Below are 20,496 nucleotides of genomic sequence, written 5' to 3'. Positions count from 1 at the left end.
TCCGCGACGTACGGTGGGCTCCCGATCCGGAGGAGGACGATGGCCGAGCGGCTGAGCACCCTGGACGCGTCGTTCCTCTACCTGGAGGACGCCGGGACGCCGATCCACGTCGCCGGGGTGCTGGTCCTGGAGCCGGTCGAGGGCGGTCTCGACACCCTCGCCGAGCTGGTCGAGGCGCGGCTGTCGCTGGTGCCGCGCTACCGGCAGCGGATCGTGCCGGTGCCGGGTCACCTGGCCGACCCGGTGTGGGCCGACGACCCCGACTTCGACGTCGCCTACCACGTCCGGCGGTCGGCGGTACCGCGCCCGGGCACCGAGGCGCAGCTGCTCGACCTGGTCTCCCGGGTGACCTCGCGCCCGCTGGACCGCGGCCGGCCGCTGTGGGAGGTCTACCTGGTCGAGGGCCTGTCCGGCGGCCGGGTCGCGGTGGTCACCAAGACCCATCCGGCGCTGGTCGACGGCCTGGGTGCCGTCGACATCGCGCAGGTCCTCCTCGACCCCTCGCCGGACGCGCCGGTGCCGTCGGCCGACGACTGGGCGCCGCGGCGGGTGCCCGGCCGGGTGGAGCTGGTCGTCGACGCGCTCGCGGACTACGTGCAGCGCCCGACGGCGGTGCTCGAGACCGCGCGGTCGGCGGTCGGCGACCTGCGCTCCACCGCGGCCCGGGCGCGGGGTGTGGCCGGCGGGCTGGTGCGGGCGGTCCGCTCGGCGGTCGTCCCGGCCCCGCACGGCCCGCTCGCCCGCACGCTGGGCAACCAGCGGCGGGTCGCCGTCGCGCGCACCGACCTCGAGGACCTCAAGGCCATCCGCAAGGCGCACGGCGGCACCATCAACGACGTCCTGCTGACCGTGCTCAGCGGCGCCCTGCGCGACTGGCTGCTGTCCCGCGGCGAGCCGGTGCTCGGCTCGACCGCCGTCCGCGCGCTGGTGCCGGTGTCGGTGCAGGGCGAGGAACAGGACGCGCCCGGCAGCAGCGTGGCCGCGTACCTGGTCGACCTGCCGGTCGGCGAGCCCAACCCGTGGGTGCGGCTGGCCCGCCTCAGCTACGCCATGCGCGGGGTGACCGGCTCGGGCCGCTCGGTGCGCGCCGACACGCTCATCGCGCTGACCGGGTTCGCCCCGCCGACCCTGCACGCGCTCGGTGCGCGCGCGGCCCGGGGGCTGTCGCGGCGGATGTTCAACCTCGTGGTCACCAACGTCCCGGGACCGCAGGTACCGCTGTACGCCGCCGGCAGCCGGATGCTCGAGGTGTTCCCCGTGGTCCCGCTGGTCGGCGGGCAGGGGCTGGCGGTCGGCATGACCAGCTACGACGGGCACGTCTACGTCGGGCTCAACGCCGACCGGGACGGCGTCGGGGACGTGGACGTCCTGGCCGACCTGGTCGAGCAGGAGGTCGGGGCGCTCGCCGACGCCGTGCGCTGACCCGGCGGCGGATCCGCGCCGGGACGTGCGGGATACGGTCGCCTTCCCCGACAGGAGAGGAGCGGCCGGGTGCGGATCTACCTGCCGGCGACGACGAGCGTCCTGCGGACGCTCGTGGACGAGGGCCGGCTGAGCGGGCCGCACACCGGGTTCGCGGTCACCCCGCGGCTGCGCGACCACTACGCGCTCAGCGACGCCGCGGCCGACGTCGAGGAACTGGAGTACGCGGCGCTGCTCGCGGCCGCCCGGGCCAGCCTGCGGCTGGTCGACGTCGACCCCACGGCCGCCCGCCGCCGGGTCGTGCTCGCCGCCGACGTGCCCGACGGCTCGGTCTCCGAGATCGACGACCCGGACACCGACCCCGGGGCCGTGCGGGTCACCGCCGACGTCGCGCTCGCCGACGTGGCCAGCGCGCACGTCGACGGCGCCGAGGCGGAGGAGGACGTGCGCGCCGCGGTCGCCGTGGTGCTCGAGGCCGACCTCGGCAGCGAGGAGGCGCAGTTCGTCGTCGACCAGGCCGAGGGGCACGAGCTGGCCTGGTACGCCACGCAGGAGATCGGGCCGGCGCTCGACCTGCTCTGACCGGCCGGTCACGGGCCCGCCCGCCGCGCCCGGGCGACCTGGACCCGCTGCGGGACCCCGGCGGTGACCAGCCAGCCCGACCCGGGTCGGACGGGCACCGGCGTCCGGGGCAGCCGGGTGCCCAGCAGGTCGGCGTCGCCGGGACCGGGGCACAGCAGCAGGCCGCTGCGCCCGCGGCGCAGCTCGGCGACCGGCCCGCGGAAGGCGGGGGAGAGCTCGCCGGCCGTCCCGGCGGCGAGGACGAGCACCTCGCCGTCGGTGCGGTCGCCGCCGGCCAGGGCGGTGCCGACCGGCGAGTCGGCGAGCCTCCCGGCGTCGTCCAGCAGCACCGCGCCCGGGCGCCCGGCCAGGCCCGCGCGCCACACCCGCCAGCCGGCGACGTCGTCAGCAGGGAGCACCGGCCGCCCGTCCGGTGCGGACCGGGCGCCCCGGGCGAGGCGGACGACGGGGACGCCGGCCGCGGTCAGCGTCGCGCCCAGCGCGGCCAGGGTGGTCGTCCGGCCGCTGCCGGGCGGGCCGACGACGAGCAGCCCGCCGGCGCGCAGCAGGTCGACGGTGAGCACGCTGCCCTCGTCGCCGCCGGGACCCAACGGCACGCGGCGGAGCAGGTCGGCGTCCTCCGCGGCCGGCGGCTGCACCGGCGGCGGGTCCGCCGGCAGCTCCGGGACGACCAGCGGCCCGGCGCCCGGCGGGGCGGCCGGCGCGGTGCGGCACAGGGGCCGGGGCAGCGCGACCTGGCACTCGAGCGCCTCCTCACCCAGCAGCGCCCGGCCCGGCGGGCGGGCGCCGGGGACCGCGCGCACCGGCACCCCCGCCACGGCGTAGTCGGCGCGGTCGGGCAGGGGGAGGACCAGGCGCGTCCCCGCGGCCGCGGCCAGCCGGCCCCCGGGGACGGCGCGGTCGGCGGTCAGGACGCAGGTCAGCCCGGCCGCGCCGCCGTCGCGGACCAGCCGGAGGAACCCGGCCGCGCCCTGCCCGGGGACCGCCTCGTCCAGCTGCGCCAGCAGGGCGTCCACGCCGTCGACCAGGAGCAGGACGGCCGGGGCGTCCGCGCCTCTGCCGGCCCGCCGACCGGCGACCTGCCCGGCCAGCCGGGACACCAGCCGCACGGTGCGCAGCGCGTCGTCCGCGCCGACCACCGTGCCGGTGTGCGATAGGCCGGCGGCCTCGGCGGCCAGCGCGCCCCCGGCGTGGTCGAGGACGTGCACGTGCAGCCGGCCCGGCGGCAGCCGCTCCACGGCCTCGGCGAGCACGGTGCGCAGCAGGGTGGTGCGGCCGCTGCCGGGACCGCCCACGGCCAGCCAGCCGCCGCCGCGGGCGAGGTCGAGCCGCAGCGGCTCCCGCGCCTGCCGGTCGGGGCGGTCGACGAGCCCGACCACCAGCTCCGTCGGGGGCCCGTCCGCGGCGGGGAGCTCGGTCGTCCTCAGTTCCTCCGGGAGCGCCGGCTGCCAGGGCCGGTGCGGCCGCCGCACACCCGCCACCGCGGCGCGGGCGGTGGTGGCCGTGGTGACCCGGGCGAGATCGGTCGGGCCCGGGGGAGGCCCGGGCGCGGTCCCCGCCGGGGGCGCCGGCCAGGACCAGCGGGTCACCGTCGGGCCGGCGGCCGCGGCGGCGGCGGCGGGACGGAGCGCCACCCGGGCCGCCTGGAACGGCACCGGGTGCCCGCCGCCGGTGCGCAGGTACCCGCGGCCGGGACGGTCCGTCGGCACCGTCGCGGCGACCCCGCTGCCGAGCACGTCGCGCGAGTCGGCCTCGTCGGTGGTGCGCAGGCACAGCCGCAGCGAGCAGTTGGCCCGGATCTCGGGGGACACCACGCCGCTGGGGCGCTGGGTCGCGAGCACCAGGTGCACGCCGAGGGAGCGGCCGCGCTGGGCGATCCCGACCAGGCCGCTGACGAACTCCGGCAGCTCCTCGGCCAGGCCCGCGAACTCGTCGACGACGATGACCAGCCGCGCCAGCTCCACCTGCGGCGGGAGGGCCGCGAGGTCGGGCACCCCGGCCGCGGCCAGCAGCGCCTCGCGGCGGGAGAGCTCCGCGGTCAGCGACCGCAGCGCCCGGGCGGTGGCCGCGCCGTCCAGGTCGGTGACCAGGCCGACGGTGTGCGGCAGCGCCACGGCCTCGGCGAAGGCGGCGCCGCCCTTGTAGTCGACCAGCAGGAACGAGCACCGGTCGGGCGGGTGCGCCAGCGCGAGCCCGGCGACCAGCGTCTGCAGCAGCTCGGACTTGCCCGACCCGGTCGTCCCCGCCACGAGGGCGTGCGGCCCGTCCCGCACCAGGTCGACCTCGGCTCCGCCGGCCGCGGTCACACCCAGCCGCGCGGTGAGCGACGACCGCGTGCCCGACCAGGCGACCGGCACCTCCCCGCCGGGACCGTCCCGGCCGTCCGCGAGCAGGTCGAGCAGGCGCACGGTGCGCGGCAGCCCGGCGGCCTGCCGGGCGGGCGCGAGGGGAGCGAGGTCGCGGGCCAGCCGTGCCGCGGCGGCGAGGGGCAGGCGGTCGACGACGACGTCGACGGGGCGCGCGCCGTCGCCGATCCCGAGCCGCCCGGTGTCGCCGGTCTCGCCCCCGACCTGGAGGACGGCGGGCACGCAGCCGCCGAGGTCCTCGCCACGGCGGGCGAGGGCCAGCAGCACCGCACCCTGCTCGCGACACCGGCGCAGGACGTCGGCGAGCGGGGGGTCGACCGGCCGGTCGACGACCAGGACCGGCGTGCCCGCGGCGTCCCCGCGCCCGTCGGTCAGGCCCGTCAGCCACGAGGACAGCGCCGGATCGGCTTCGGACCCCGAGAGGCGGACCGAGATCGGGCCTTCCGGCAGGTGCGGCAGCCACCGCGCCCAGGCCCAGTCGGCCGCACGGGTGGCGGAGGTCAGGACCGCGACGTCGACGTCGCCGGGTGCCGACAGGGCGACCAGCTGCGCCAGCAGCCCCCGCACGACGCCCAACGCCGGCTCCCGCGGGCCGGTCACGGCCAGGCCCCCGGTGCGGCGCAGGTCCACGGTCACCGGGAGGTCGGCCGCCGGCTCCGGCAGCCGCCGGCCCGCCTCGACGCGGACCACCCGCGTGGGGCCCGCGCCGGTGCCCAGCCGCACGGTCAGCGCTCCCGGGTCCCCGGCGCGGCGGGACCACAGCAGGGTGGTCCGCCGGCGCGCCGCGGCGGTCAGCGCCGCCAGGTCGGGAGCGGCCGCCCGCGCCGCCCGGACGTCGGCCCGGACCGCCTCGGCCAGCCGGGCGCGGGCCTCCTGCAGCTCTCCGGCGTGCGCCGCGGCCGCCCGCCGGCCGGTGCGCGACCCGCTCCACCGGTCCGACGCCCAGCTGCCCACCGCCACCAGCGGGCCCAGCAGTGCGAAGAACAGGAAGGTGGGCGCCGACAGCACCAGCGCGAGCACGACCCCGGCGACGGCCGGCAGCACGACGGCGACCCAGCCCAGCCGGCGCCGGGGTGCGGCCGCGGGCGGCTCCGGCCACGGCACCTCCACCTCCGGGCGGTGCGCGGACGGCAGGACGCCCGGCCGGACGAGCCGGCGGCCGCCGGGCCCCGGCCGCAGCCCCGCGCGCCCGTCCCGCGGGCCGGTGACGGTCACCGAGCTCGCCCCCAGCCGCAGCACCGCGCCGGGACGCCACGGGCGCGCAGCGCCGTCCAGGTCGGCGTCGTCGAGCCGGCTGCCGTTGGTCGAGCCGAGATCGGTCACGGTGATGCCGCCGGCGCCGACCTCGAGCGCGACGTGCCGGCGGGAGACCCCGGGATCGGGCAGGGACAGCGTGGCTCCGGCGCCGCGGCCGAGCACGTGCCGGCCGGTGGCCAGCGGGACGGCGGTGCCCGCGGCCGGCCCGCCGACCACGTGCAGCTCCAGGGGGCTGGCGGGCGGCTCGCCGGACCGGGGGACCGGGCGGCCCAGGCCCAGGACCGCGCCGTGGAGCAGGCGGTCGTCGGTCAGGAGGAGCTCCCCGGACAGCCGGGTGGTGCCGGACCACAGGCCCGTCGCCGCGACGCCGAGGGCAGCGGCCAGCGGGCCCAGCACGGTGTCGAGCCGGGCGTCGTCGGGGGCGCGGACCTCGACGTGGACGGCGCCCTCGGCACGGACCAGCGTCCAGCAGCGGGCCTCGGCGCCGGCGGGGAGAGGAGCGGACACGGGCGCGACGCTCCCGGCCACCGGCCCGCCGCGGGGCCCACGGTCCCGGGTTGTGGACGGGCCCGGGGCTGTGGACGGTCCCGGCGCCCTAGGGACCGGTCCGGCCTAGCGTCCGCAGCCACCCGGGAGGGACCCGGGACGGACAGGAGGAGCCATGAGGGTCGACATCGGGACGCTGCAGACGATGGCCGGGCGGTGCCAGGCCGAGGCGGCCGAGACCGCCGCGCGGCACGCGACGCTGTCGAGCACGGTCACGAGCTCGGTGCTCGACGGCTGGACCGACAGCCAGGCCGCGGTGCAGTTCAGCGCGCTCTACGAGCAGTGGCGGGTCTCGGCCCAGGGGGTGAGCGACGCGCTCACCGGCATGGGCGGGCTGCTCACCGCGGTCGCCGCGTCCTACCAGCAGCACGAGGCGGACGTGGCCGCCCGCATCGGCGCGCTGATCTGAGCCCGGGTCAGCCGGGTGGCGCCGCGGCGGACAGCGCGGCGGCGCGCCCGGGCTGCAGCCGCCGGCGCACCGCGGCGAGCACCTCGGGCGCCCGCTCCCACGGCAGGATCGACAGGATCGCCACGCAGTGCGGCAGGAAGATGATCCGCAGCCCGCCGAACACCATCAGGTGGAAGCCGAGCAGGAACACCACGAGCGCGGCGCGGGCCCGGTCGGACCGGACGAGCAGCATCAGCGGGGCGGCGAACTCGAGGACGAGCATCGCCCACTGGACGGCCACGAGCAGGCCGGGGACGTCGAGCGTCCAGTCCGACAGGGCGGTGCCGCGGCGGATCACCGCCCGGGTGATGGTCGAGCCCGTCGCCCAGTCCCAGCCGCCGAAGCGCATCTTCGCCCAGGCCGCGAGGAAATAGGTGAGCATCACCGTCACCATCACCGCGGCCATCGCCCAGCCGGCGGCCTCGGACCGGCGGCGGTCGCGCCAGCGGACCCGGCCGATGGTGGGCAGCACGGCGAGCGCGACGAGGTAGGCGATGCGGTCGTGGTCGACCTTGCCGTAGCTCATCGCGATGACCATCCACTCGAGGTACAGCAGGAACACGGCCGTGCCGAGCAGACGGGGGGCGCGGCCGGTGGCGGCGGCGAGCGCGGTGAGGACGAGTGCCCACTGGACGACGTGGACGACGGTCGACGTCGGCGTGGGCAGGTGCAGCACCCGGGCGATCTCCAGGGGCTGGTACCAGACGGTCGGCACCTCGGCGTGGGCGCGCACCCACGCGGTGGTGAGGAAGACGTCGACCGGCACGAACAGGTAGGCGATGGTGCGGAACACCGCGATGCGGGCCAGCGGGACCGGGCGGGTCCAGAAGCCGCGCAGGCCGCGGACCGCGGAGGCTAGGGAGGAGACCGGTGAGGTGCTCACGCGCCGCCCCCCAGGTCCTGGTCGACGAGGACGCGGTCGGTCCACGCGCCGGTCGGCTGCCCGTCGGAGAGCTCGAAGTGCCGCTGCACCACCTGCACCTCGACGAGGGCGGGGGCGTCCGGGTGCCGGCGGGCGTAGGTCTCGGCCAGTGTCACCAGCAGCGCCGGGTCATCGACCAGCCGGGGGAGCTGCCCCTCGAACTCGGCCCGGCGCAGCCCCACCTCACCGCCGGACAGCCGGACCTCCTCGCCCTCGCCGGTCAGGCCGACCACGCGGGTGGAGACCACCGGCGCGTTCACCTCGGCGCGGGTCGAGTACATCTTGAACGGGCCGAACGGGAAGGAGGCGTCGGTGCCCCAGACCGTCCCGGCGAGCAGCAGCGCGAGGACGGCCAGGGAGGCGGCGAGGCGGACGCGGCGCCCGCCGCTGGAGAGCCTGACGACGTCCGCCTCCGCGGGGTCGCCGGCGCGGGACGGCTGGACCACCCGGGCATCGTAGGATCGGCGCCCGTCCAGATGGGTCACCGACGCCGCGTGGTGGGCAACTGGCCTGCCCGGCCCGGGACGGCCCCTGCCCTGCGCACGACGTCGGCACCGTCCACCGCACGACGACGTCGGAGGAGCGCACATGCAGTTCGGTCGGTACTACGAGGAGTTCGAGGTCGGTGCGGTCTACAAGCACTGGCCCGGGAAGACCGTCACCGAGTACGACGACCACCTGTTCTGCCTCATCACGATGAACCACCACCCGCTGCACCTGGACAGCCACTACGCGGCGGAGACCACGGACTTCGGCAAGAACGTCGTCGTCGGCAACTACGTCTACTCGCTGCTGCTGGGCATGAGCGTGCCCGACGTGTCGGGCAAGGCCATCGCCAACCTGGAGATCGAGTCGCTGCGGCACGTGGCGCCGACCTTCCACGGCGACACGATCTACGGCGAGACCACCGTCCTGGACAAGACGGAGTCGAGGTCGAAGGACGACCGCGGCGTCGTGCACGTCGAGACGATCGGCTACAAGCAGGACGGCACCGTCGTCTGCGTCTTCCGGCGCAAGGTCATGGTGCCCAAGCGGTCCTACGGCGAGGCCCGCGGCGGCGAGCAGCCCGGCCGCCCGGAGCCGGCGCCGCGCTCCTGAGGGAGGGGTGCGCTGCCGGACCGGTCAGGACGGCAGCGCACCCCAGCCGCGCAGCGTCGCGACCAACCCCGGCGTGCAGGCCAGCCGGTCGAGGTCGGCGGCGCCGGCCCAGGTGACCGCGTCGGCGTCGTCGCCCGGGACCGGCGCCGCGGCCGGGTCCTCCGGCGTGCAGGCGAAGTCCACCACGTCGTAGACGACGCCGTCGCCGGGGATCGTCACCCGGCCGACCTCCGCCCCGACCCGGACCGCCAGCCCGGTCTCCTCGCGGACCTCGCGGGCGACCGCCGCGGGCAGCGTCTCGCCCGGCTCCACCCGCCCGCCGGGCACCGACCACAGCCCCCGGCCCGGGGCGTTGCGCCGGCGGACCAGCAGCAGCCGGCCCTCCCCGTCGAGGACCACGCCCCCGACGCAGGCCTGCACCGGCAGCCGGTCGCCGGGGGAGTCGGGAGCCACCGCCGCAGGCTACGGCCGGGCCCGCGGCCGGCGACCCGGCCGGGCCGGACGGTGCCGTCCGCCTGCGCTTGACGTCAGCCCCGTGTGACAGGACGGTGTCTTGCGATGAGCGCCTCCCCGGTCTGTCCCCGCTGCGGCGAACCACTGGTGGTGCGCCCCGGGGACTCGGCCGTGGCCTGGTGCCACGTGCACGGCGCGGTCACCCCGCTGCACCACACCACGCTCATCGCCCACGACGCCATCGCCGCGGTGACCGCCGACGCCCGGGTGCCCGCGTGGGTGCCCGACCCCGTGCCCCCGGGCTGGTCGGTGACCGGCCTGGCCTGGGGCGGGGAGCCCGGGGCCCGGGCGATCGTCGTCGGCTGCGCCGGGCCGGCACCCCTGGGCGGGTCGGCGGAGCTGGTGCTGGTCGCCGAGGAGCCGGGCATGGGCGTGGGCTGCGGCTACGCCGGCCTCCCGGGCCTGGACCCCGGCGACGTCATCACCGGCCCGTCGTCGGCGGCGGTCGAGGCCGCCGGGCAGCACGCGCCGCTGTGGGCGGTGCCCACCTCCGACGACCGGGCCGCGTTCGTCGGCGAGGCCTACGGCGTGTGGCTGTGGCTGGTCATGTGGCCGATGTCCGCCGGCTGGCTGCTCGCCGAGGAGATGCGCCTGCTCGACCTGCGGGAACGGCTGTACCCGGACCTCCCGCTCGGCCCGCCGAGCGAGCACCTGCTGCCGGGGGACTGACCCGTCCGTCCGCCGCCCGGCGTGTCCCGCCGGGGGGCGCTGGGGCCTGTGTTACCCATGGGGCCGGCCTCCGGGCCCAGCCGTGCGGGCGCCGTGCCCGCCGGTCCGAGCGGACCCCCGGGGGTGGCGGTGAACCTGAAGAAGGTGCTCGTCTGGCTGGCGGTGGCCTTCGTCGTCTTCTACGTCATCCAGCGTCCCGAGGCCTCGGCCGACGTGGTGCGCAGCGCGGGGGAGGCGCTCGGCAGCGCGGCGTCGTCGATCGCGGCCTTCGTCGGCTCGCTCGTCTGACCCCGCCGTGAGCGGCCCGGCCGGCGGCCGCCCGCCGCGGTGGGCCAAGGACGCCGCCAAGTACCTGCTCCCCGGTGAGCAGGCGGTCGTGGCGACCCGCCGGCACTGGGCGGTGCTGCTGTGGCCGGGCGCGAAGGCGGTCGCCGTCCTGCTCGTCGGGCTGTGGGTGCTCACCCTCGACCCCGACAACCGGGTCAGCGCGAGCGCCGGGCTGCTCGTCGTCCTCGGTGCGCTCGGCTGGTTCGCGCTGCGGGCCGGGGAGTGGTGGATGCGGCACTTCATCGTCACCCGCCGCCGGGTGCTGCTGACCTCGGGGATCGTCGCGCGCACGGTCAGCCTGCTGCCGCTGCGCCGGATCACCGACCTGACCTGGAAGGAGACCGTCCCCGGCCAGCTGCTCGGCTACGGCACGTTCCGGTTCGAGTCGGCCGGCTCGCAGCAGGCGCTGTCGCAGATCACCTTCCTGCCGCGCGCGGACCTGCTCTACCGCGAGGTGAGCGAGCTGCTGTTCGGCAGCGACGGGGGCGGCGCCGCGGCCGGCGACGACGAGGGCAACCCGGACGACGGCCGGCGCCCCGCCGCGCCGCCGCCGCGGCACGACACCCAGCCGATCCCGCGCCCGCCGGGGGCCTGAGCAGCGCGCGCCCGCCTGGGGGAGGCTGGACGCCGATGCGCATCGACCTGCACACCCACTCGTCGGTCTCCGACGGCACCGACACCCCGGCCGCGCTCGTGGCCGCCGCCCGCGCCGCCGGCCTCGACGTCGTCGCGCTCACCGACCACGACACCACCGACGGCTGGGCGGCGGCCGCCGCGGCGCGGCCGGAGGGGCTGACCGTCGTCCCGGGCCTGGAACTGTCCGCGCGCTGGTTCCCCGCGGAGGGGCGGCCGGTCAGCGTGCACCTGCTGGCGTACCTGTTCGACCCGCACCACCCGGAGCTGGCCGAGGAGCTGCGGCGGCTGCGCGAGGAGCGGCTGACCCGCGGCCAGCGGATGGTCGCTGCGCTCGCCGCGGCCGGCTACCCGGTGGAGTGGCAGCGGGTCCTGGACGCCAGCGGCGGCGCCGTGGTGGGCCGCCCGCACGTGGCCCGGGCGCTGGTCGAGGCGGGCGTCGTCGCGTCGGTCGACCAGGCCTTCACCACGCTGCTGCACCAGGGCGGCCCGTACCACGTGACCAAGGCCGACACCGACGTGCTGGAGGGCATCCGGCTGGTCCGGGCGGCCGGCGGGGTGCCGGTGTTCGCCCACGGCCTGGCCACCCGGCGCGGCCGGGTGGTCGACGACGCCGCGATCGCCGCCATGGCCGACGCCGGGCTCGTCGGCCTGGAGGTCGACCACCCCGACCACGACCCGGCCCAGCGCGCGCACCTGCGCGGCCTGGCCGGTGACCTCGGGCTGCTGGTCACCGGCTCCAGCGACCACCACGGCACGAACAAGGCGACGCCGCTCGGCGCGTGCACCACCGACCCGGAGCAGTACGAGGCGCTGGTGGCCGCGTCCACCGGCAGCGTGCCCCTGGCCGGCTGAGGCCCTGTCGCCGGATAGCGTGGCCGGGTGAGGCAGTCCGACGGCGCACAGCTCGAGATGCCCGGCATGCCGCGCCGGCTGTTCCCCGCGACGCCGAGCAAGCTGGCCACCTTCGCCGACTGCCCGCGCCGCTACCGCTTCGCCTACGTCGACCGGCCGACGCCGCCCAAGGGCCCACCGTGGGCGCACAACACGGTCGGCTCCGCCGTGCACGCCGCGCTGCGCTCGTGGTGGGACCTGCCGCGGGCCCGCCGCACCGCCGTCGCCGCCCGGCAGCTGCTCTACGGCGTCTGGTCGGCCAACGGCTTCCGCGACGACGAGCAGGCCGCCCGCTGGCGCGCCACCGCGGCCGGCTGGGTCACCGGCTACGTCGAGTCGCTGGACCCCGCCGACGAGCCGGTCGGGCTGGAGCGGCAGGTCTCGTGCACCACCGAGCGGCTGGCGCTCACCGGGCGGGTCGACCGCATCGACCAGCGCGGCGACGAGCTCGTCGTCGTCGACTACAAGACCGGCCGGGTGCCCAGCACCGACGACGAGGCGCGCGGGTCACCCGCGCTGGCGGCCTACGTGCTCGGCGTGCGGCGCACGCTGCGCCGGCCGTGCAGCCGGGTCGAGCTGCACCACCTGCCCAGCGGCACGGTCGCCTCCTTCGAGCACACCGAGCGGTCGCTGGCCAACCACGTGCGCCGGGCCGAGGACGTCGCGGAGGACATCGCCGTCGCCACGCAGCGGATGGAGGACGGCGTGCCGCCGGACGAGGCGTTCCCCGCCGTCCCCGGCCGGCAGTGCGGCTGGTGCGACTTCCGGCCCAGCTGCCCGGTCGGGCAGGCGGCGACGCCGCCGCGGGAGACGTGGAGCTTCCTGCCCGCCGACGGGGACCGGGCGGAGGGCCAGGCGGGGATCTAGGCGCCGACCTCGACCGCGCCGGCCGTCCGCTCGAACGCGGCGCGGCGGATCGGGGAGTGCCGGGCCCGGTCGGGCAGCGCGAGCATCCCGGTGCGGAACGCCCGCAGCGCCGCCGTCGCCGCGGCGTCGGTCAGCGTCAGCCCGGGCAGCGAAGCCATCCGGCGCGCCCACGGCGGCAGGGTGGCCACCGCCAGCGACGCCAGCGACCCCCAGGCCGGCCGGGCCGGGGTGAGGAACTGCACCCACCGCGGCATCGGCGGGACGACGAGGAAACGCCACGCCTCCCACGCGGCCGGGGTGAACGTGAGTTCGGGGCGCAGCCGCTCGAAGTAGCCGGCCAGCGCGGCCGCCGAGCCGGGGACGTCGGCGCGGTCGATCCCGATGAGCTCGGCGGCGGTCACCTGCTCGGCGACGTAGCGGTCGGCCTCCGCGGGGGTGACGACGCCGACGCGGCGGGCGACGTCGAGCAGCGAGTCGACCTCGCAGTTGTGCACCCACAGCAGCAGGTCGGGGTCGTCGACGCGGTAGGTGCGGCCGGTGGTCTCCTCCGTGCCGCCCAGGCGTCGGTGCAGGCCGCGCACCCGCCGCACGGCGCGGACCGCCTCGCGGCGGGTGCCGAAGGTGAGCGTGTCGACGTACTCGGCGGTCCGCACCAGCCGCTGCCACGGGTTCGCGCGGAAGACCGAGTTGCGGGCCACGCCGTCCATCGCGACCGGGTGCAGCGCCTGCAGCAGCAGGGCACGCAGCCCGCCGACGCTGTAGACCGGGTCGGCGTGCACCCGCCAGGTGACGCTGTCGGGCCCGAAGAAGCCGAGCAGGTCCTCCTCGACGGTCCAGTCGCGCGCCGAGGGCCGGGCGCCGCTCACCGGGTCCCCTCCGGCACCGAGGACCAGAACGCCTCGAGCACCTCGAGCGTGCGGCGCGGGTTCTCGACGGCGGGGGAGTGGATCGCGCCGTCGATGACCTCGTGCCGGGCGCCCAGCCGCCGGGCCATGTCCGCCTGCACGTCCGTCGGCCAGGCGTCGTCGGCCACGCCGTAGGCGACCAGCACCGGCACGCCGGTGGCGGCCAGCTCGGCCACCCGGTCGGGTTCGGCGGTCATCGCGTCGGCCATGCCGCGCAGCCCGGCCGCGGTGTTGCGGAGGAACCGGCGGGCGTAGAACGCGCGGGTGGGGGCGGGCACCGCCTGGGCGCGCTCGTCGGTCATGGCCAGCTGCTCGAGCGTGGCGTGCACGCCCGGGACGCCGCCGGAGTCCAGCAGGGGGCCGAGGTGCTCGAGCAGCTCGGCGCGCAGGCCGCCCAGCCGGGAGGGGCCCGACCCGAGCAGGGTCAGCGAGCGGAAGGCGGCGGGGTCGGCGAGGACGGCGCCGCGGGCGACCAGCCCGCCGAAGCTGTGCCCGAGCAGGTGCGGGGTGCCGGTCTCCTCGCGCAGCAGGGCGGCCACGGCGACGACGTCGGCGGCGAGCTCGGCGACCGAGTAGGCGGCCGGGTCGTCGGGGCCGGGGGACTCGTACTGCCCGCGCTGGTCGATCGCCACCACCCGGTAGCCGCCGGCGGCCAGCGGCGCGAGCAGCGGGGCGAAGTCCTCCTTGCTGCCGGTGTAGCCGGCGACCAGCAGCACCGTGCCGCTGGTCCCGTCGCCGCCGGTGTCCAGCGCGGCCAGCGGCCCGGCCCGCCCGGGGAGGGTGCGCGGCGTCGCGTCGTGGTCGGCGAGCTGGCGCAGGTCGTCGGCGGCGATGGCGAGGTCGGGGCTGTGCGAGGTGCCGGGCAGGACCATGGTCCCAGTGAACCCCGCCCGCGGCGGCCGCGCCGCCGTGCGGGGGACTAGGCGTACCCGAGCACCCGGTCGGGGAGGGCGTAGACGAGCACCGGCCCGGCGACGGCGGCCCGCCCGCCCGGCGCCGGCGGGTCCTGCAGCGCCACCCGGGAGAGCTCGGCGCCGGTGGCCGGGTCGCGCAGCACGAGGCCGTCGGGCTCGGGCACCCAGACGCCGGCCTGCCCGACCTCGCCCTTGCCGGCGGCGGACGCGGTGGGCAGGCCGAGGGCCGGCGTCGACCACAGCGTCGCGCCGCTCGTCCGGTCCAGCGCCCACACGGTGCTGCGCGCCCACACCAGGGCGACGTCGCCGGTCCCGGACTGCAGCACCGGATCGCCCTCCGCGCCGCCGTCGGTCGGGGCCGGGAGCGCGAGCTCCTGCAGCTGGGTGCCGTCGTCGGGGCGGTGGACCAGCAGGGCGTCGCCGGAGACGACGTCGACCAGCCGGTCCGCGCCGGCCAGCCGCACCTCGGCGCCGTCCGCGACGGCCAGGTCGCGGGTCCAGCGGGCCTCGCCGGAGAAGGCGTCGAACAGCCGCAGCTGGACGGCGGCCGAGCCGGCGCAGCGCTGCAGCACCGCGACGCCGGCGCTGCCCGCGGCGGTGTCGAGCAGCGTGCAGCCGGACTCCGCGCCCGACCGCCAGCGGACGTTGTCCCCGACCGGGTCGAGGACGACGACGCCGGTGTCGCTGCTGGCGAGGACCACCTGGTCGGCGCCGGTGACGGTGGCGTCGCCGCGCAGGCTCAGGTTGCGGGTCCACGCGCGCACGCCGGTGGCCGCGGTGAGCGCCAGCGCCTCGTCGCAGCGGTCCGCGGTGCGGAAGACGGCGACGACGAGCCCGTCGCCGGCGGAGAGCCCGCACAGCGCGGCGTCGGTGCGCCGGTAGTGCCAGGCCTCCTCGCCGGTGGCCGGGTCCAGCGCCGTGACGCCGTCGGCGACGGGCACGACCACCCGGCCGCCCTCGACGACGGCGTCCGGCAGCGGGACGTCGACGTCGACCGACCAGGCGGGCGCGAGGTCACCGGCCGGCGCGGCCGAGGGGACCGGCGGCTCGGCGGCGGTGGTGCTGTCGGTCGCGGCGACGCTCGACCCCCGCCACAGCAGGGTGGCGACGACGGCCAGCGCGAGGGTGGCCGCCGTCCAGACCCACACCCGCAGCGGCGGGGGACGCAGCGCCACGCGGCGTCTTACGCGGCGGACTCGGAGTCGCCGCCGTCGCCGTCGCCGTCCTGGCCCTCGGCGCCGGAGCCGGCGGAGGCGCCGGAGCGACCCCGGCCGCCGCGGCGGCGACGGCGACGGCGCGGCTGGGCCGCACCCTCGCCGGACCCGTCGGCGGCGTCCCCGGCCGGGGCCGCGGGGGCCTCGTCGGACCCGGCCTCGGCCGGCGCGGCGTCGGCCGGCGGGGCGGCGATGGCCTCGGCCGTGGCACCGCCGCCGCGGGTGCGGCGGCGCGAACGGGTCCGGGCCGGGCGCTCGTCCTCGGTGCGGGACTCCTCCCGCGCGGGACCGCGGCCGGCGCCCCTGGTCTTCTTGCCCGTCTCGCCGAGGTCCTCGAGCACCTCGGCGTCGAGGCCCTCGCGGGTCCGCTGGGATCGCGGCAGCCGGCCCTTGGCGCCCTCGGGGACGTCGAGGTCGGTGTAGACCCACGGCGAGGTGGAGTAGGTCTCCGGCGGGTCCACGAACGGCAGGTCCAGCGCCTTGTTGATCAGCTGCCAGCGCGGGATGTCGTCCCAGTCGACCAGCGTGACGGCGACGCCCTCGCGCCCGGCGCGGCCGGTCCGGCCGATCCGGTGCACGTAGGTCTTCTCGTCCTCGGGGCACTGGTAGTTGACGACGTGGCTGACGCCGGTGACGTCGATGCCGCGGGCGGCGACGTCGGTGGCGACCAGGACGTCGACCTTGCCGCTGCGGAAGGCGCGCAGCGCCTGCTCGCGGGCGCCCTGGCCGAGGTCGCCGTGGACGGCGGCGGCCGCGAACCCGCGGTCGACCAGCTCGTCGGCGACCTTCTGGGCGGTGCGCTTGGTGCGGCAGAAGACCATCGCCAGGCCGCGGCCGCGGGCCTGCAGCACGCGGGCGAGCAGCTCGGGCTTGTCGAGGTTGTGCGCCCGGTACACGAACTGCGTGGTCTGCGGGACGGTCGAGCCCTCGTCGTTGCCGTGCGCCCGGATGTGGGTCGGCTGGGTCATGAACGACCGGGACAGGGTGACGATCGGTCCGGGCATGGTGGCCGAGAACAGCATCGTCTGCCGCTGGGCCGGGACCATGCCGAGGATCCGCTCGATGTCGGGCAGGAAGCCCAGGTCGAGCATCTCGTCGGCCTCGTCGAGGACCAGGACGCGGACCTTGCCGAGGATCAGGTGGCCCTGCTCGGCCAGGTCCAGCAGCCGGCCGGGGGTGCCGACGACCACCTCGACGCCGGACTGCAGCGCGGACACCTGCGGCTCGAACGCGCGGCCGCCGTAGATGGCCTGCACGCGGATGCCGCGCCTGGCGCCGGCGGTGCCGAGGTCGCGGGCGACCTGGACGCACAGCTCGCGGGTGGGGACGACGACCAGCGCCTGCGGGACGCCGTCGCCGCCCTCCGCGGCGGGGACGACGCGCTGCAGCAGCGGGACGCCGAAGCCGAGGGTCTTGCCGGTGCCGGTGCGGGCCTGCCCGATGAGGTCGTTGCCGGCCAGCGCCAGCGGGAGGGTGAGCTCCTGGATGGCGAAGGTCCGGGTGATGCCGGCCTCGGCCAGCGCCGCGACGACGTCGGGGTGGACGTCGAAGTCGCTGAACAGCGGCGCGGTCTCCTCGACGGGAGCGCCGCCGAGGGCCTCGACGGTCTGCTCGACCTGCTCGGGGGCCGGTGCGCCGGTCTCGGCGTGCTCGAGCTCGGTGCTCGGGGTGGTGGTCTCGGTGGGGGTGTTCTCGGTGGAGGTCAGTGCTCTCGCCTCTGGTCGGCTGGGGGAGCTGCCGGGGGCGACGGCGTCGTCGCCCGGGCGCTCCGCGGTCGGGTGTCGCGGGATGCGTTCCAGCGCCGACGCGGCCAGCGGACCGGGGAGGACCGGGACGCACCCGGTGCCCGGTCGGGGCTCCTCAGGGCGTCGTCCGACGTTCGTCAGCGCACAGATACCAGCGAGCCTCGCGGCCCGCCTGTTCCCATGCTAGCGCGGACAGCGGCTAGCCTCGGTCGCCGCGCGGCCAGCCCGCCCCGACACCACCCGGAGGTGGCACGTGACCACGGTCGACACCCGAGCCGTCGTCGACCTGCTCGGCGTGCTGGCCTACGCGGAGCTGACCGCGTTCGACCGGCTGGCCGAGGACGCGCGGATGGCGCCGACCCTGGCGGGGCGCGCCGCCCTGGCGCGGATGGCCGCCGCGGAGATGGGCCACCACGACCGGCTGGCGCAGCGGCTGACCGAGCTGGGTGCGGAGCCGACCGAGGCGATGCGCCCGTTCGTCGCCGCGCTCGACGGCTTCCACGAGGGCACCCGGCCGCGCACCTGGCTCGAGGGCCTGGTGAAGGCCTACGTCGGCGACGGCCTGGCCGCGGACTTCTACCGCGAGATCGCGGGCTCCCTGCCCGAGCCGGACCGGTCGCTGATCCTCGAGGTGCTCGCCGACACCGGCCACGCCGACTTCGCCGTCCGCGAGGTCCGGGCCGCGATCGCCGCGCAGCGGACGCTGGCCGGCCGGCTCGCGCTGTGGGGACGCCGGCTGGTGGGGGAGGCGATCTCCCAGTCGCAGGCGGTCATCGCCGAGCGGGACGGCCTGGCCCGGCTGATCATCGGCGGCACCGGCGACCTGACCGGCGTCGTCCGGCTGGTGGACCGCATCACCGCCGCGCACACCGAGCGCATGAAGACCCTCGGCCTGAACCCCTGAGGACGGCGGAAGGGCGCCCCCGCGGGATGCGGGGACGCCCTTCCGGGACGTACCGGGGTCTCAGGCGCCGGCGACGAAGCCCACCCGGCGCTGGTCGGCCTGGGCGATCTCGACGTAGGCGATCCGGTCGACCGGGACGAGGACGCGGCGGCCCCGCTCGTCCTCCAGGGTCAACAGCCCGTCCTTCGTGCCGCCGGACACGGCGGCGGCCACGTCGGCAGCGATCTCGTCAGGGGTCTTCGGGCTGTCGACGACCAGCTCCCGGGGGGAGTGCTGGACACCGATCTTGACTTCCACGGGGGATGCCTCCTCGGGTTGCACGGCTGCCGACCACGCTAGTCCAGCGCGGGGTGCCCGGCCCCGGCGTGCGCCTGTGCCCTCAGCGAACAGGCCCGGGACGGGACCGGATCAGCCCGCGGCCGGCTCGCCCTCGACCCGCGGGAAGCGCGAGATGCCCCGCCACGCCAGCGCGGACATCAGCGACACCGCCTCGTCGCGGGACACCGTGCCCTTCTGCGCCAGCCACCAGCGGGCGCTGGTCTCGGCCAGGCCGGTCAGCCCCGAGGCCAGCAGGTGCGCCTGCTCCGGCGAGCTGCCGGTGTCGCCGGCGATCACCTCGGCGATCGCCTCGACGCAGGCCCGGTTGCCGCGGTCGACCAGGGCCCGCACGTCGTCGTCGTTGCGCAGGTCGGACTCGAAGACCAGCCGGAACGCGCCGCCCTCGGCGTCGATGAAGTCGAAGTACGCGCCGACGGCGCCGTGCACGCGCTGCCGGTTGTCCTCGGTGCCGGCCATCGCCTCGCGCACCCGGTCGGTGAGCTCGGTGACCTGCTGCTCGAGCAGCGCCAGGTACAGCTCCCGCTTGCCCGGGAAGTGCTGGTAGAGGACGGGCTTGCTGACGCCGGCGCGGTCGGCGATGTCGTCCATCGCGGCGGCGTGGAAGCCGTGCGCGACGAAGACCTCCTGCGCGGCCTGCAGCAGCTGCAGCCGCCGGGCGCCGCGGGGGAGCCGCGACGTGCGGCGGACGGGGGCCGGTCGGGAGGACTGCATGGTCCCGGGGATGTTACCGGCGGGTCACCCGCTCCACGCGGCACCTCCGGCTGGCATACCGTTCGCCGCGTGCCCGAGGTCCGTCGTGTGCGCCGCCGCCCGCCGGCGCCCCCGTCGATCGCCCCGTCGTCCACCGCCCGGCTGTCGACGGCGCCCCTGCCCCTCGCCGGCCCCCCGCCGGACGCCTGGCCCGGCGAGGAGCTGCCGGTCAGCGGCGGCAGCGTGTACGTCCGCACCACCCCCTGGGCCGGACCGCCCGGGGCGCCGCGCGAGCGGGCGCTGTACGTCCACGGCCTCGGCGGCGCGTCCACCAACTGGACCGACCTGGCGGCGCTGCTCGCCGTCCGCTGCGCCGGGTGGGCGGTGGACCTGCCGGGGTTCGGCCGCTCCCAGCCGCCGACCGGCGGGTCGTACTCCGTCCGCGGGCACGTGCGCGCGGTGGTCGACGTCCTCGAGCACGTCCGGGACCAGCCCGGCGACGGGCAGGGCGCGCCGGTGCACCTGCTCGGCAACAGCCTCGGCGGCCTCGTCAGCCTGCTGGTGGCCGCCCGCCGGCCGGACCTCGTCGCGTCCCTGACGCTGGTCTCCCCGGCGATGCCGGTCTACCGCGTGCCGCAGGCCTTCGGCCGGGCGCTGCTGCTGCTCCTGCTGCCGGGCGTGCCGACCATCGCCGAGCGGCGGCTGGCCGGCGTGACGCCGGAGCAGTCGGTGCGCGGCATGCTGCAGATGTGTTTCGGCGAGCCCGCGCGGGTGCCGCCGGGGCGGATCGACGCCGCCGTCGAGGAGACCCGGGAGCGGGCGCGGCAGGAGTGGGCGAACCGGGCGCTGACCCGCAGCATGCGCGGCCTGATCACCTCCTACCTGCGGGTCGGCCGGGCCAACGCCTGGCGGCTGGCCCGCGCGCTGCGGATGCCGACGCTGGTGGTCTGGGGCGACCGCGACCGGCTGGTCGACCCGCGACTGGCCCCGCGGCTGGCGGCGGCCGTCCCCGACGCGCGGCTGCTGGTGCTGGAGACCGTCGGCCACGTGGCGATGCTCGAGGCGCCGGAGGAGACCGCCCGGGCGGTGCTCGGCCTGCTCGAGGACATCGACGCCGGGACCGGTGCCGGGGCTCGCGACGGCACCGTGGAGGCCGGGGACGACGACGAGCCGGAGGCCCGCGCGGGCTGAGCCGGGCCGTGCGCGACGCGCCACCAGCGGGTCGCACGGGTCTCGTGTGA

At 77.7% G+C, this 20,496-nt stretch carries 21 protein-coding genes; 11 read left to right on the top strand and 10 right to left on the bottom strand.

Annotation, left to right across the window (positions count from 1 at the left end; translation table 11 throughout):
• Positions 1-39: 39 nt before the first annotated feature.
• Entirely contained in the window at positions 40-1,422 is a 1,383-nt protein-coding gene (locus ACI798_RS09940) for a WS/DGAT/MGAT family O-acyltransferase (RefSeq protein WP_457047832.1), read from the top strand.
• A 69-nt stretch (positions 1,423-1,491) separates the two neighbouring features.
• A complete protein-coding gene (locus ACI798_RS09935) occupies positions 1,492-2,004 on the top strand; it encodes a DUF6912 family protein (protein ID WP_456940964.1) in 513 nt (170 codons plus the stop codon).
• A gap of 8 nt (positions 2,005-2,012) precedes the next feature.
• Here the strand turns inward: ACI798_RS09935 and ACI798_RS09930 are convergent, their stop codons facing one another.
• The gene (locus tag ACI798_RS09930; protein ID WP_457047831.1) at positions 2,013-6,134 is read right to left on the bottom strand and encodes an FtsK/SpoIIIE domain-containing protein; all 4,122 of its coding nucleotides are present in this window, start codon (positions 6,132-6,134) and stop codon (positions 2,013-2,015) included.
• Between the two features lie 154 nt (positions 6,135-6,288).
• Here ACI798_RS09930 and ACI798_RS09925 point away from each other — a divergent pair, with 154 nt between their 5' ends.
• Positions 6,289-6,582 carry a WXG100 family type VII secretion target gene (locus tag ACI798_RS09925; protein ID WP_456940966.1) on the top strand — a complete coding sequence of 98 codons (294 nt, stop codon included), beginning with the start codon at positions 6,289-6,291 and terminating at the stop codon, positions 6,580-6,582.
• A 7-nt stretch (positions 6,583-6,589) separates the two neighbouring features.
• Here ACI798_RS09925 and ACI798_RS09920 read toward each other — a convergent pair whose 3' ends face one another.
• Together ACI798_RS09920 and ACI798_RS09915 are read right to left on the bottom strand one after the other, a co-directional pair.
• On the bottom strand, positions 6,590-7,504 hold the full coding sequence (locus ACI798_RS09920) for an HTTM domain-containing protein (RefSeq protein WP_457047830.1): 915 nt from the start codon (positions 7,502-7,504) through the stop codon (positions 6,590-6,592).
• Positions 7,501-7,989: a hypothetical protein gene (locus ACI798_RS09915; RefSeq protein WP_456940968.1), complete on the bottom strand. Its 489-nt coding sequence runs from the start codon at positions 7,987-7,989 to the stop codon at positions 7,501-7,503. The genes ACI798_RS09920 and ACI798_RS09915 overlap by 4 nt, the downstream gene beginning before the upstream one ends.
• Before the next feature lie 142 nt (positions 7,990-8,131).
• On the opposite strand from ACI798_RS09915, the gene ACI798_RS09910 reads away from it, so the two are divergent.
• Complete coding sequence (locus tag ACI798_RS09910; protein WP_456940969.1) at positions 8,132-8,641, top strand: MaoC family dehydratase; 510 nt, start codon at positions 8,132-8,134, stop codon at positions 8,639-8,641.
• A gap of 24 nt (positions 8,642-8,665) precedes the next feature.
• On the opposite strand, the gene ACI798_RS09905 is transcribed toward ACI798_RS09910, so the two are convergent.
• Positions 8,666-9,094: an NUDIX hydrolase gene (locus ACI798_RS09905; RefSeq protein ID WP_456940970.1), complete on the bottom strand. Its 429-nt coding sequence runs from the start codon at positions 9,092-9,094 to the stop codon at positions 8,666-8,668.
• Positions 9,095-9,199: 105 nt separating this feature from the next.
• On the opposite strand from ACI798_RS09905, the gene ACI798_RS09900 reads away from it, so the two are divergent.
• From ACI798_RS09900 to ACI798_RS09880, 5 genes are all read left to right on the top strand, one after another.
• Positions 9,200-9,823: a DUF6758 family protein gene (locus ACI798_RS09900; protein WP_456940971.1), complete on the top strand. Its 624-nt coding sequence runs from the start codon at positions 9,200-9,202 to the stop codon at positions 9,821-9,823.
• A 123-nt stretch (positions 9,824-9,946) separates the two neighbouring features.
• The gene (locus ACI798_RS09895; RefSeq protein WP_456929373.1) at positions 9,947-10,111 is read left to right on the top strand and encodes a hypothetical protein; all 165 of its coding nucleotides are present in this window, start codon (positions 9,947-9,949) and stop codon (positions 10,109-10,111) included.
• A 7-nt stretch (positions 10,112-10,118) separates the two neighbouring features.
• Entirely contained in the window at positions 10,119-10,745 is a 627-nt protein-coding gene (locus tag ACI798_RS09890; RefSeq protein WP_456940972.1) for a PH domain-containing protein, read from the top strand.
• 35 nt (positions 10,746-10,780) lie between these two features.
• Positions 10,781-11,638, top strand: coding sequence for a PHP domain-containing protein (locus tag ACI798_RS09885; protein ID WP_457047829.1), 858 nt, complete (start codon positions 10,781-10,783; stop codon positions 11,636-11,638).
• A 27-nt stretch (positions 11,639-11,665) separates the two neighbouring features.
• Positions 11,666-12,544: a RecB family exonuclease gene (locus tag ACI798_RS09880; RefSeq protein WP_457047828.1), complete on the top strand. Its 879-nt coding sequence runs from the start codon at positions 11,666-11,668 to the stop codon at positions 12,542-12,544.
• On the opposite strand, the gene ACI798_RS09875 is transcribed toward ACI798_RS09880, so the two are convergent.
• From ACI798_RS09875 to ACI798_RS09860, 4 genes are read right to left on the bottom strand one after another with little or no spacing between them, the layout of a single operon-like run.
• Positions 12,541-13,410, bottom strand: a complete 870-nt coding sequence (locus ACI798_RS09875) for an oxygenase MpaB family protein (protein WP_456940975.1) — start codon at positions 13,408-13,410, stop codon at positions 12,541-12,543. The genes ACI798_RS09880 and ACI798_RS09875 overlap by 4 nt on opposite strands.
• On the bottom strand, positions 13,407-14,321 hold the full coding sequence (locus ACI798_RS09870; protein WP_456940976.1) for an alpha/beta fold hydrolase: 915 nt from the start codon (positions 14,319-14,321) through the stop codon (positions 13,407-13,409). The genes ACI798_RS09875 and ACI798_RS09870 overlap by 4 nt, the downstream gene beginning before the upstream one ends.
• Positions 14,322-14,368: 47 nt before the next feature.
• Positions 14,369-15,538, bottom strand: coding sequence for an outer membrane protein assembly factor BamB family protein (locus ACI798_RS09865; RefSeq protein WP_457047827.1), 1,170 nt, complete (start codon positions 15,536-15,538; stop codon positions 14,369-14,371).
• 8 nt (positions 15,539-15,546) lie between these two features.
• Positions 15,547-17,019, bottom strand: coding sequence for a DEAD/DEAH box helicase (locus ACI798_RS09860; protein ID WP_457047890.1), 1,473 nt, complete (start codon positions 17,017-17,019; stop codon positions 15,547-15,549).
• 556 nt (positions 17,020-17,575) lie between these two features.
• Between ACI798_RS09860 and ACI798_RS09855 the strand changes: the two genes are divergently transcribed.
• Positions 17,576-18,226, top strand: a complete 651-nt coding sequence (locus ACI798_RS09855; protein ID WP_387991597.1) for a ferritin-like fold-containing protein — start codon at positions 17,576-17,578, stop codon at positions 18,224-18,226.
• A gap of 60 nt (positions 18,227-18,286) precedes the next feature.
• Here the strand turns inward: ACI798_RS09855 and ACI798_RS09850 are convergent, their stop codons facing one another.
• The gene (locus ACI798_RS09850; protein WP_387991600.1) at positions 18,287-18,523 is read right to left on the bottom strand and encodes a DUF3107 domain-containing protein; all 237 of its coding nucleotides are present in this window, start codon (positions 18,521-18,523) and stop codon (positions 18,287-18,289) included.
• Positions 18,524-18,634: 111 nt separating this feature from the next.
• Complete coding sequence (locus ACI798_RS09845; protein ID WP_387991603.1) at positions 18,635-19,276, bottom strand: TetR/AcrR family transcriptional regulator; 642 nt, start codon at positions 19,274-19,276, stop codon at positions 18,635-18,637.
• A 69-nt stretch (positions 19,277-19,345) separates the two neighbouring features.
• Between ACI798_RS09845 and ACI798_RS09840 the strand changes: the two genes are divergently transcribed.
• Positions 19,346-20,446: an alpha/beta fold hydrolase gene (locus ACI798_RS09840; RefSeq protein ID WP_456940978.1), complete on the top strand. Its 1,101-nt coding sequence runs from the start codon at positions 19,346-19,348 to the stop codon at positions 20,444-20,446.
• Positions 20,447-20,496 lie beyond the last annotated feature (50 nt).

Source organism: Geodermatophilus sp. SYSU D01045, assembly GCF_054050295.1.
Note: the sequence above shows the minus strand (reverse complement) of the source record. Positions and strands in the feature narration are given on the sequence as shown.